Genomic DNA, 11883 nt, shown 5'->3' with positions numbered 1-11883 from the left:
AGTGTTATCTAGTCATTCTGTTTGATTTGTGGGTTATTATTAATTTCTTTATTCGGGATCTGAAACTTGAATTTATCAGGAGTCAGGTTAAATCTTCCAAAAGTATGATTCGTTCCGGTGTAAACTCTTTCCAACGGGACATTTAGTCTTTTCATATCAAACCATGCATAGCCTTCACCCCATAGTTCTATTCTTTTCTGAAGGATAATTTCATTGATCAGCTCATTACCTGTCTTTGAAGATAGGCTGTAAGAACTATCTCTTTTTGAAGTAATTTCAAATAAAACCTGTCTGGCCTCAGTTTCCCTTCCTTGTCTGGCAAGGGCTTCAGCTTCAATATAATAAAGGGAAGATGCTCTGATGTAGATATAATCACCTTCAAAAAAGGTAGGGTCCTTAAATTTCCAGCTTACATAGGCCGGATAATTTTTTGTTTTGCCATTAAAGGTGTACTGGGCATTTTGGCTGCCATTGAATACTTTTTTACGATAATCGGTTTGCGGAATTGCTTCGTAAAGTCGTTTGTCTATTAATTTTCTGATTTGTGCTGCACCGGCATATCCTTCATTGGTATTGTCAAACATCGAAAAGAAAGAGGCGTAATAGTTTCCGATACTCATTGTAGAGATGGTATTATGGAAGCCCCATATTACTTCTGGATTATTGATATTTGAAAATCCGGTTGTTGTGTATTCGTTTTCAGTCATCAGGGCAATACCTTGTTTGCTTTCGGAAGCGTACTGACCTGCTTTTATATAATTTCCGGTTTGTAAATATACCTCAGCGGCAATGGCTTTAGCTGTTCTCTGATCAATTTGTGCTCTGGTTGGGCGGGCATAGCTGTCCAGAAGTTGAATGGACTCTTCAATGTCTTTCGTGATCTGTCCATAAACCTCTGCTACCGTTGATCTTGGAAGTCCCTGGTTAGGATTGTTGCTCGTCAATACAAGAGGTAATCCTGGATTTGATTCATGTCCTTTATAATCGTTTGCATAAAACCGTACAAGATGGAAATACGAATAAGCTCTTAACGCAAGCAGCTGCCCTTTGATTGCTCTGTTTTTAGTGCTGTTGTCGTTCTTTAATTCATCAAGCAGTTTGTTGATGACAAATATTCTGGCATAAAAAGTAGTCCATACAATTTCTGAGGCCAAATTACTGGCGTTTGTTGCTTCATAATTGTAAAACATCCCCAGGTGCTGGTTCGTAGATTGTATCACGTCATTAGACATCAGGTCTGCACCTGCTTTTACGGCCATAATCCCAAAATCAGAATGAGAAGTGGTGCCGCCGGCTCCGTTGCTTCGGAGATCAAGGTAGATTCCTCCCAATATTTTTTCCGGGCTTGATTTGTCGGTAGTCAATTGCTCACCGGAAATATCTCCGTCCGGTAACGTGTTCAGATCATTGGCACAGCTTGTGGTAAGGCCAATGGCTAAGGTTGCTATAAAGTATTTTATTGTTTTCATAAATTTTTTAAAAAGTAAGTTTAAAGCCTAAAGAAACGCTCGATAGCAGAGAATATTTATATGAATCGGAAACTCCGGTTAATGAAGCTCTTGGATCATATCCTTTTCTCTTTGACCATAGGTATAAGTTGTTTCCTGTCAGATAGACTTTCAAGCCTGACAAACCTGCGTGTCGTGCAAAGTCATCAGATAGTTGGTAAGATAAAGTAACATCCTGAAGACTGATATAATCTGATTTGATCAGGTACAATGTTGAATTTCCATTCTGATTCGTAGAAGTCAGATCTACCCGTGGCAGAGCGGCGTTTGGATTTTCCGGTGTCCATGTTTTATCCAGATCAGTAGAATAATTGGAGCCATAGGTATCTGAGTGGAATAAACTTCTGTAAATATCATCATAGCCATACCCCCCAAACTGATAGGCAAAGTTCACCGACAGATTTACTCTTTTATAAGTGATGTCTGTTCCGAATCCTCCATATACTTTAGGAATGGCAGATTTTCCGGTGTTATAATCTGTGGCTTCTTTATAATTGTTTGTGATCGTTTTTTCTTCCTTTTGAGTCGTTGGATTGATGGCAGTACGGTACCATAAAGCATCACCATTTTCAGGATTTACACCTGCAAATTCTTTAAGATAATACGTGTATCGGTCTCCACCCTCGCTCAGAATAAACAAACCTGAAACAAGCCCTGTATTTCTTTGTTCTGCAGGCAATCGGGTGATCTTATTTTTATAATGGGTTGCATTGGCGTATATATTCCATTGGAGATTATCAGTGTGAAGAATATCCACGTTTAAGTTGGCCTGTACCCCTCTGTTGATCATATCCCCGATATTTCCATACTTTATATAAGACCCTGAATTGGAAGGAGGAAGCGGAAGAGCATAAATCATGTCTGATACTTTTCTTTCAAAATAATCTGCATTCAGGTTTATCTTGTTTTTAAGAAGAGAAATCTCAAAACCGGCATTCAGGTTTTTGGATGTTTCCCACTTTAAGTCTTTGTTCCCTTGCTTTTTAAGTGACAGTACAGGGTTTCCATCTCCGAAATTATTAATTCCATAAATATCCTGATAGGCATAGTAATCTCTTGTAGAGCTGTCCAGTAGGATATTGTCGTTACCCTGCTGTCCGTAAGAAGCTTTTAATTTCAGGGCATCTATAACATTATTACCTTTAAGAAAATCTTCCTTAGCCACATTCCAGGCTGCTCCTAATCCATAAAAATTACCCCATCTGCTTTCCGGAGAAAATACAGAAGAGCCGTCTCTTCGTATATTGGCATTAAAGAAATATTTGCCGTCATAATTATAAAGCAATCTTGAGAAGTAACCTTCCACAGCATATTCGTACCCGTTCCCTGAAAGGTCTGTTATTTTTACAGCATTATCAAAAGACGATGAATTGGGCAATACAAGCTGTTGTTTGGTACCTGACATGTTCTCATTCTTTATTTTATTTAATTCATGTCCGATAAGAATATTGAAATTGTGTTTGCCCAGTTTCTTCTGATAGGTCAGTAATTGCTGATGGTTCAATGTATATCTGAATTGGGATGCACGGGTTATGGTACCTCCAACTGATGACGAAGTACCACCTTCAGTATTTCCAAACTGGAGATTTCTTACATTTTCAAGGTAGGCTCCGAAATTATAAGTGAAGTCAAGACCTTTAATGATTTCATAATTTAATCCCAGGTTGATGTTACTCACGTTGCTTGTAGTCTGAGATTTGTCTTTTTGAAGATTACCTACCGGATTCTCAAAAACAGCATAAGATCGTGCTGCGCCGTTCGGCCCGCTTCCGTCCCCATAATCATAAAGGGCATTTCCGTAGCTGTCATATAATCTTTGATAGTTGTTGTCTCTCAGGAATACGGGATAAAAAGGCGAGATATTTCTGGCAAACTGGAAAGGATTGGAAAAGCCTCCGGTTTCTCCAAAATCCTGCTTGCTGTAAGTGTAGGATAGGGCACTGGTTAACTTTAATCTGGATGTAATAGAGTAGTCTACATTGGATCGTATTCCAAATCTTTCAAATCCTGATGAGATAAGATAACCCTTGTCGTCCAGATAATTCAATGAAGTATAAGACTTTACCTGATCACCATTGGCATTTATTCCTACGGTAGCTTCTCTTCTCAATGCAGGTTTGAAAAGCAGCTTTTTCCAGTTGTCCTGATATAATAATTGGGCTTCAGGATTAAAGGAGCCATCCTGTCTGATCAGCTGGGCAAAAGGTACATTATAGGCATTATAGCCAAGTTTGGTCAGTGCGGCAAGACCAACATCGTGTGGAGTAGATCCGGAAGGAACTGCACCTGGTTGCTTTAATCTGGCCACTTCTCCGATTCTTGCCCTGTTGTAAAAAGCAGTATAATAATCCTGTGGCGAAGTATATACCGGATAATCCTGGATAGACCTGAAATTAACGCCGGTTTTTACATCAACATCTATACTCAATCCTTTATTCTTACCTCTTTTGGTATTTACAATAATCACTCCATTAGCTCCTCTGGAACCATATAGAGCATTGGATGAAGCGTCTTCAAGAAAGGAAATACTTTCAATATCTGAGGCTGCTATGCTGTTTAAATTTCCGCTGTAAGGGATTCCGTCCAGTACAATTAATGGATCACTTGACGCATTGATGGAGCCTATTCCTCTCATTCTTATGGTAGGTTGGGAGCCGGGCTGACCGGAAGATACCACCTGTACCCCTGCTACTTTACCTCCGATTCCCTGGAGAATATTTCCATTTTGAAGGTTTGATAAATCTTTAGCCTTTAACGACTGTACCGATCCTGTAATTTCCTCTTTCTTTTGCTTCCCGAAAGCTACTACGACCACTTCCTGAATGGTATTCTCCCGGGTGAGGCTGTCTTTAGTTTGGGCAAAACCATATTCTGCAATGAACAGCAGGGCCAATACACCAAGTTTGCATTGTTTTTTTCTCATTCTAGTATCATATTTAAGTTTAAAATTGAACGGGTGTATTACTGTTGATTTCTCCGGATAAGAAATAATAAATTCCTGCCTCCTTTTGCAGGGAGGGTATAGAAGGAAATATTAAATGGTATGGGAGATATGCCCTGATTACATCAGCTTTGAACTAACCGGGCTTTAATTCCTACAGTAATGTGTATTTCTTCGAAAGTTTATAGCATCATCATGGTACACATATACGTCATAGATTCAAAACACTTGTCTGTAGAAAGAATATGGTGTTGTGAAAAGCCATTCTGTGTACAACTGCCAGGTTGTACAGCTGTAATAGCTATGATTGTAAATTGGTAAGAATCAAAGTAGTTCTTATTCATGAGAATAAAGTTTATGTTTTTTTAACTGGGTCAAAATTATTTAATAATTCATGAATCCGGTATAAACAGAGATATGAGATAAATCATATTAGTCCACTAATTTAGTAGGTTAATAAATATTGTAGTGTTTTTCAATATGTATTCATTTGTAAATCAATATATTGTGTTGATTTTTGAATTTGTTAAAAAGTATTAAAAATTTACTTATCAGAGTGTGAATTAAACTTAATTATATAAGTCTATTGTTTTTGTAGACTTTTTAACTATTTTATAACGATATCTCTTCTAAAGATGGTTTCATTTGGGCACTCCTGAACTCTGTTTACTTTGTCATGATTTGGTTTGTTTTGGTTAAAAAGAAGATAGATCCGGCTAAGTGTAGCTGATATGATATTCAGAATTTTACATCAACAAAAAATTATAAAATGAATATTGTTTTAACAGGTTCCGTCGGGAACATCGGAAAGCCACTTACACAACAACTGGTTGAAAAAGGACACTCAGTAACAGTTATCAGCAGTAATGAAGAAAGAATATCTGCTATCGAAATGTTGGGTGCAAAAGCAGCCATTGGAAGCATGTTTGATCCGGATTTTCTGGCTAAAACATTTAAAGGTGCGGATATCGTTTATTTAATGGAAACTATAGAGGCCGCTGGAGATCTATTTGATAAAGATGTAGATTTTATAGGAGCTATCAGTGAGATTGGGCATCATTATAAGGCAGCAGTCGAGAAGTCAGGTGTAAAAAAGATGATACACCTTAGCAGCATTGGAGCACATACCGATCAGGGAACCGGTATTATCATTTTTCACCATCATGTTGAAAATATCCTGAAGCAATTACCGGATGAGGTCGATATTAAGTTTATTCGCCCAGTCGGTATTTATTTTAATATGTTTTCTTTTATCAATACGATAAAAAATACCGGAGCTATTATTTCTAATTATGGAGGAGATCAAAAAGAACCATGGGTTTCGCCACTGGATATTGCAGAAGTTGTAGTTGAAGAAATTGAAAAACCATTTGAAGGAAGAGTAGTTCGTTATGTTGCCAGTGATGAGGTTTCACCGAACGAAATAGCAAAGACATTGGGGAATTCAATAGGAAAACCGGGTCTTCAATGGAACGTTATTTCAGATGATGAACTGCTGAAAAGCTGGCTGAAGATCGGATTTAATGAACAGGTCGCCAAAGGTTTTGTGGAAACTCAGGCTGCTCAGGGAACTGGTGTTTTGTATGAAGACTATTATCAGCATCAACCTGTCTTAGGGAAAGTGAAGCTAGCTGATTTTGCTGAAGAATTTGCTGCTGCATATAAAAATGATGAGGTGGGAAAATAAGATTTGGGATACTGTAAACTTTATATCTATTTAAACCACAAAGTCACAAAAGCTTTTTGAACACTTAAGTAATTTTAAGGTAAAAGTTTTCGGAAGACAAGTACACGTAGGTTTTAAAAAATCAAAATAGCAAATCACAACAAGGAAGCCATTGCAAAAACAATTCGTAATTTTATCTTATGGGACAACGGGCTACAAAAACAATAAAAACCATCACTGAATTTCATCGGTCAAGAGGCGTACAACCTCCTGATCATCCGTTGATCAGTGTAATTGATTATCATGATGTCAAACGTCCTTCCGATATTGGCGAGGTCAACTGGATGCTGAATTTTTATATGATTTCTCTCAAAATAGGAATTAACGGGCAGTTGAAATATGGTCAGCAGGATTACGATTTTGATGAAGGAACGATGTTCTTTATTTCTCCCAATCAGGTGTTCAGAATTGAAACAGATGAAAATCCCCAACAACAGAAATCCGGTTGGATGCTGCTGATTCATCCTGATTTTTTATGGAATACATCTCTTGCGAAGACGATAAAAAAGTATGATTTTTTTGATTATTCTGTCAATGAAGCTTTGTTTCTTTCAAAAAAAGAAGAACAAGTCATCAATGGAATTATAGAAAATATTGAGCGGGAATATCATGCTAATATTGATAAATTCAGTCAGAATATTATTGTTTCTCATATTGAAACGCTACTTAACTATTCAGAAAGATTTTATGAGCGCCAATTTATCACAAGAAAAATAACCAGCCATGAGGTTCTGGATCGCTTAGAGGAATTGCTGGATGGCTATATCGGAAATAATGATCTGATGTTAAAAGGACTGCCGACAGTACAGCAGATTGCCGATAAACTTCACATGTCTTCCAATTATCTGAGCCGGTTACTTACCACACTTACCGGGCAAAGTACCCAGCAGTTTATTCATGATAAATTGATTGAAAAGGCCAAAGAAAAGCTTTCTGCAACAAATTTGTCAATAAGTGAGATTGCTTATGAATTGGGTTTTGAGCATCCCCAGTCTTTTACCAGGTTGTTTAAAAATAAAACCCATCTTTCACCTTTGGAATTCAGAAATTCTTTTAATTAGGTTTTTATTATTGAGTTTTTTAAAATAGAAATCTACAACTTTTGAGGATTTATAATATCTATTTCTATATCCGGTATTAAAAAGTTTATGATATGAATTTCAAATATTTCGGTAGTTTTTGGTATTGTTTTCTGTTTAAAATTCTTTTACAAGAAAAATAAATTATACTTTTGAAATACCTTTACTTAGTACAGTTTTAGTTCATATAGACTGTTTTAAAGGTTTTGAATAGTCGATAAGCAGAAACACCTCAATATCATGATGAAGAAATACTTTACCTATATTTTACTTTTTGGATCTCCTTTGTTTTTGTGTCAAAATAAAACAGATGGAAAATCCACCTATCAACAAAGCTGGGTAACATTGGAGGAAGAAAATGCAGCACTGGCCTTTGATGCCGATATACAATTAACCAATCCGGAACTGGCATTGGATAAAAAATTGTTTGAGGTAAGAAAGCAGTTCCTTAGTGAAACAGAGAAACAGAAAATTCCTATATACAACAGTTCTTTTAATCAAATAAAACCATTGATTGAAAGCAGCAGCCTTTTTAAAATTTTTCAGACCATGCCTAAAGGAGGCTTGCTGCACACCCATAGCGGAGGATTGGCCAGTATGAAATGGGTTATTTCAACGGCAAGAAAATATAAAGAATGCTACGTTTTCGATCAGAAAGATACCAAAGACTTTATTTATGGGCAGCTTGCTTTTTTTGAGAATGGAAAAGCTCCTCAGGGATTTGTCAGTCTTGATAAGAAATTGGTTGCAAATCCTGATTTTGAAAATGAACTGCTTGGGCTTCTCACTCTGAAGCGTGATAATCTTTGCAGCTATAACGATTACTGGATTGAATTTGAAAAGCGTTTTACAAGAATTAATCTGCTGTTGCCGTATCGTCCTTTTTTCAAAGAATATTATAAAGAAGGGTTCCGTGAATTGTTGAAGGACAAAATACAACATGTTGAAATCAGGTATGTTTTTGATGAACTCTACGATTTTCAGCATGGAAAATATCCTTTAAAAACTTCAATTACTGATCTGCAGGATATCGTTAAAGAAATACGAAAATCAGATCCACAATTCAGTTTGAAATTAATCTATTCAAGCTTTAAGTTTTTGGACTCGGAAAGTATTGGAAAACAGCTTGAAATCGCTTTTGGACTTAAAAAAGAATTCCCGGATATGATTTCCGGTTTTGACCTTGTAGCAGATGAAGCAGCTGGGCATAGCATCAATTCTTTTCAGAAAAACTGGTCAAAATTGAATGAACTTTCAGTGAAATATGGAGTACAAATGCCTCTTTTCCTTCATGCCGGTGAAAGTGCCTCGGTTTTTAATAAAAATATTCTGGATGTTTCATTATTGAATAATCAGAGGATTGGTCACGGTTTTAATTTGATTTATTTCCCAAAAACAATGGAACTCATTAAGAAACAGAACAGATTGGTAGAAGTAAGTCCCATCAGTAACCAGATTTTAGGGTATGTGAGTGACTTAAGAAACCATCCTGCAAGAGTTTTATTGAGTAATGGGGTGCAATGTTCTATCAATAGTGATGATCCGTCAGTATATGGATATGATGGTCTTAGCTATGATTTCTGGACTGCATTTGTGTTTTGGGAACTGGATGTAAAAGCCCTGAAAAAACTCGTTTTCAATTCAATTAATTATTCTTCTTTGAATGATAATGAAAAAAAACAATCTCTTGCATATTTGAACAAAGAATGGGACAGTTTCATTCAAAAGACAAATATGGATTTAAAATAACAAGATATAACTCAACAGTTAGATTTTGAAACCAAACTTAAAAACAGGAGATAGTCTCCTGTTTTTTTGTAAAAGACTTATCATATTTTTTTATGAAGTCCATTGATTCAGGGAAATTATTTCAGCTTGTCTTGGAAATACTTTGTCCATCAAGACACGATGAACCTCTTCGTCTCCATCTGCACAACAATCTCTGATGATGCTTAATTTATAATCTTTATCTGCAGCTTCTCTTAGGGTGGAAAGAACAACTCCGCTGGTAGAGATTCCCGTCAATATCAGATGTTCAACTTCCAGGCCTCTGAGTAGTACTTCCAGATCACTACCTGTAAAAGCACTAAAACGTTTTTTGACAACAATAATGTCCTGTTCCTGTGGAGAAAGATCGGGATGAATAGCCATCCATTCCTTCATATCAACATGGGCCATGTTTTGTTTTATAACTGAAAATGATTTGTTGTTTTTACTTATTTCCGGCATACCTTGTCTGAAACCTACCACAACATAAATGACAGGAATTTTTTTGTCCCTTGCCATTTTGATTGCCTGCGCAGTATCAGCAATTAATTTTTTGGTATCTGATAATAAGCCTAAAATCGAGGATTGCATGTCCATGACCAATAATGCCTCTTTTGCTTTTTCCATTTTGTTATTTTTGATTATGTTTTATTGATAAATATTTCTTCCGATTCCTCTAGTAGTTGTGGATCCGGAGGAGTGTTGTTCTTCTTTTTGATTAAAATATTTCTGAATGCGAATGCAATAACTAATCCGGCAATACCTTCAAATAAAAGGGTATTGGGAGCCCCAATTTTTTCTGAAACAATTCCGATAAGCAAACTTCCCAGCGGAAGCATCCCGAATATTGCTGTCAGAAGAATACTGATCACTCTGGAACGCATTTCCGGTGCTGCTTCAGACTGAACAATAATATTACAGGTTGTAAACTGTGCAACTCCTCCAAAACCTGTGACCGCGGCAAAAAACATAGCCAGTATAAAATTGCTTGTATAGGCAAAACAAATAAGCCCAATACTCAGAATGACTGTACTTCCAATCAATATCTTCCGCATGGATACATTTTCTTTTAAAGAAGCAAGAATGATGGTGCCCAGGACAGCACCTGCACCAATAAAGCTGGAGATGTAGCCAAATGTTTTAGCATCACCTTTAAAAATTTCTTTGGCATACACGGGCGTAAGGGTATCATATGGAAGTACAAGCAACCCTGTGATACTCAACATTACAATAACCCATCCAATGGAAGATTCATTTTTAATATACCTGAATCCTTCCGTCAGTTCCTTTAATATACTTTGTCTTGCGGTACTTGGAAGTTGAGAGACTTTCGCAATTTTCATCATAGAAATAGAAATCATCACCGCGGCAAAACTTGCAGCATTTAATAGAAAACAAACCCCGGCTCCAAATTGTTGTAGGATAATTCCTGATAGAGCAGGTCCCAGCAATTTAGCAAGACTTGCCATAGAAGCCGTCAATGAAAGAGCGCTTTGCAAGTCCGCAGGATCATGTACCACTTCATTGATTAAAGATTGTCTGGCAGGAACATCATAAGCATTGATGATCCCAAGGATTACACTCAGCCCCAGTATTAACCATACATTCTGATGACCACTAATGATCAGTACGGCAAGTAAAACAGACTGAATTAACGAAGCGATCTGAGTAATATTAATAATCTTATAGCGGTTGTGCCGATCTGCTGCCACACCACCAAATGCAGAAAATAAAAAGGAAGGAAACTGTTCTGCAAAAATAGCCAGTCCCAGCATAAAGGCAGAATGTGTCATACTGTAAACTACCCATACAACGGCCGTGCGCTGCATCCATGTTCCCAGCTGTGATACGGAACGTCCAAAAAAATATAAAGTATAATTATTACTTTGAAAAGCTCTGAATGTACTGATGTTGCTTAATTTCTTCATATTTTAAGATAAAACTTTTTGACATATATTGTAAAAATGTCAAAATTGAGGTAAAAAAATTTATTCCAGCCATTTGATGGTCATAGACGTCAACACATCAACGGTGGTATTTAAATCATCAAAACTATTTTTTAAAATCATTTCACGTTTAATCCCTCTGATACTGCTTTGCAAAATGAAAATAACAGTATCCTGCTCTTCCTGTGTTAAAAGGCGGATTTCTTTTTTGCTGCTACTTTCAGAAAGTGCTTTGGTAAGAATGATTTTTTCTCCATCCATTAAATGCTGATGAACAACTTCCATAACCCGGGAGTGCCTTGATTTTTCTTCTGCATTCATGCCTGCTTCAACAGCCGTAAAGAAAGGTTTTTTGCTTTCGGAAGTGGTAATCTTGGTCAGGCAGAAAGCTCTGATTTTTTCTTCAATGGTTTTCTGCTCATCCATAGCATTACCTATTTCGGCAGCAACTTCCTGTACCAGAGAACTTAAAACGGCCTGGAATACTTCCTCGCGGTTCTTATAATAGTAATAAATAGAAGTTCTGCTTTTACCGATGGTTTTGGAAATATCATCCATCGTTACTTTTTTGAAACCATACTTCAGATATAGCTCAGAAGCAGCGTTAAGTATCTGTTTCGAAAGCTGATCCTGTTCGTTGTGTATGGTTGAAAACATAAGTCCTGATTTTTCGGATACAAAATTAAACTATTTTTGACAAAAAAACAAATTTTGTCAAAATGTATGACTACAACCTTTATCAGAAGTTGATTGTCATAATCAGGGGGAAATAAGCTCAGTTTTAGCTTCTCAAGTGAAAAATAGGCATTAAAAATATTATTTATTACTATCTATCTGTAGGTTTTAATACTGATCTCTATCGGGTGGATCATCATTTATTTCTTCTGTATATATTTTTGTTTTCTTGCAAAAAATT

The 11883-nt window shown here is 36.6% G+C and carries 9 protein-coding genes; 3 read left to right on the top strand and 6 right to left on the bottom strand.

Features of this window, described 5'->3' with window-relative positions; translation table 11 throughout:
* Positions 1-8: 8 nt before the first annotated feature.
* The 3 genes from EG342_RS21895 to EG342_RS25275 all read right to left on the bottom strand — a co-directional run bounded on the left by EG342_RS21895 (position 9) and on the right by EG342_RS25275 (position 4793).
* Complete coding sequence (locus tag EG342_RS21895; RefSeq protein WP_103289964.1) at positions 9-1469, bottom strand: RagB/SusD family nutrient uptake outer membrane protein; 1461 nt, start codon at positions 1467-1469, stop codon at positions 9-11.
* A gap of 7 nt (positions 1470-1476) precedes the next feature.
* Positions 1477-4431, bottom strand: coding sequence for a SusC/RagA family TonB-linked outer membrane protein (locus tag EG342_RS21890; protein ID WP_103289961.1), 2955 nt, complete (start codon positions 4429-4431; stop codon positions 1477-1479).
* A 200-nt stretch (positions 4432-4631) separates the two neighbouring features.
* Positions 4632-4793 carry a hypothetical protein gene (locus tag EG342_RS25275; RefSeq protein ID WP_164465218.1) on the bottom strand — a complete coding sequence of 54 codons (162 nt, stop codon included), beginning with the start codon at positions 4791-4793 and terminating at the stop codon, positions 4632-4634.
* Positions 4794-5218: 425 nt separating this feature from the next.
* Between EG342_RS25275 and EG342_RS21885 the strand changes: the two genes are divergently transcribed.
* The 3 genes from EG342_RS21885 to EG342_RS21875 all read left to right on the top strand — a co-directional run bounded on the left by EG342_RS21885 (position 5219) and on the right by EG342_RS21875 (position 9003).
* The gene (locus EG342_RS21885) at positions 5219-6136 is read left to right on the top strand and encodes an SDR family oxidoreductase (protein WP_103289958.1); all 918 of its coding nucleotides are present in this window, start codon (positions 5219-5221) and stop codon (positions 6134-6136) included.
* 179 nt (positions 6137-6315) lie between these two features.
* Entirely contained in the window at positions 6316-7236 is a 921-nt protein-coding gene (locus EG342_RS21880) for a helix-turn-helix domain-containing protein (protein ID WP_103289955.1), read from the top strand.
* A 258-nt stretch (positions 7237-7494) separates the two neighbouring features.
* Positions 7495-9003, top strand: coding sequence for an amidohydrolase family protein (locus EG342_RS21875; protein WP_103289952.1), 1509 nt, complete (start codon positions 7495-7497; stop codon positions 9001-9003).
* 90 nt (positions 9004-9093) lie between these two features.
* Here EG342_RS21875 and EG342_RS21870 read toward each other — a convergent pair whose 3' ends face one another.
* Genes EG342_RS21870 through EG342_RS21860 form a run of 3 tightly spaced genes read right to left on the bottom strand, consistent with a single transcriptional unit; the run spans position 9094 to position 11624 of the window.
* Positions 9094-9648: a cysteine hydrolase family protein gene (locus EG342_RS21870; RefSeq protein ID WP_103289950.1), complete on the bottom strand. Its 555-nt coding sequence runs from the start codon at positions 9646-9648 to the stop codon at positions 9094-9096.
* A 14-nt stretch (positions 9649-9662) separates the two neighbouring features.
* Positions 9663-10949, bottom strand: coding sequence for an MFS transporter (locus EG342_RS21865; RefSeq protein ID WP_103289947.1), 1287 nt, complete (start codon positions 10947-10949; stop codon positions 9663-9665).
* Between the two features lie 60 nt (positions 10950-11009).
* Positions 11010-11624, bottom strand: a complete 615-nt coding sequence (locus EG342_RS21860; RefSeq protein ID WP_103289944.1) for a TetR/AcrR family transcriptional regulator — start codon at positions 11622-11624, stop codon at positions 11010-11012.
* Positions 11625-11883: the final 259 nt, after the last annotated feature.

It is taken from the genome of Chryseobacterium lactis (assembly GCF_003815875.1).
In the GTDB taxonomy this organism is placed as follows: Bacteria; Bacteroidota; Bacteroidia; order Flavobacteriales; family Weeksellaceae; genus Chryseobacterium; species Chryseobacterium lactis.
The sequence above is the reverse complement of the archived record's forward strand: the minus strand, read 5'-3'. Positions and strand labels throughout refer to the sequence as shown.

Excerpts from the sequence above, each read along its gene's own strand:
- EG342_RS21895 (WP_103289964.1), bottom strand. The coding sequence starts at position 1,469 with ATGAAAACAATAAAATACTTTATAGCAACCTTAGCCATTGGCCTTACC.
- EG342_RS21890 (WP_103289961.1), bottom strand. The coding sequence starts at position 4,431 with ATGAGAAAAAAACAATGCAAACTTGGTGTATTGGCCCTGCTGTTCATT.
- EG342_RS25275 (WP_164465218.1), bottom strand. The coding sequence starts at position 4,793 with ATGAATAAGAACTACTTTGATTCTTACCAATTTACAATCATAGCTATT.
- EG342_RS21885 (WP_103289958.1), top strand. The coding sequence starts at position 5,219 with ATGAATATTGTTTTAACAGGTTCCGTCGGGAACATCGGAAAGCCACTT.
- EG342_RS21880 (WP_103289955.1), top strand. The coding sequence starts at position 6,316 with ATGGGACAACGGGCTACAAAAACAATAAAAACCATCACTGAATTTCAT.
- EG342_RS21875 (WP_103289952.1), top strand. The coding sequence starts at position 7,495 with ATGATGAAGAAATACTTTACCTATATTTTACTTTTTGGATCTCCTTTG.
- EG342_RS21870 (WP_103289950.1), bottom strand. The coding sequence starts at position 9,648 with ATGGAAAAAGCAAAAGAGGCATTATTGGTCATGGACATGCAATCCTCG.
- EG342_RS21865 (WP_103289947.1), bottom strand. The coding sequence starts at position 10,949 with ATGAAGAAATTAAGCAACATCAGTACATTCAGAGCTTTTCAAAGTAAT.
- EG342_RS21860 (WP_103289944.1), bottom strand. The coding sequence starts at position 11,624 with ATGTTTTCAACCATACACAACGAACAGGATCAGCTTTCGAAACAGATA.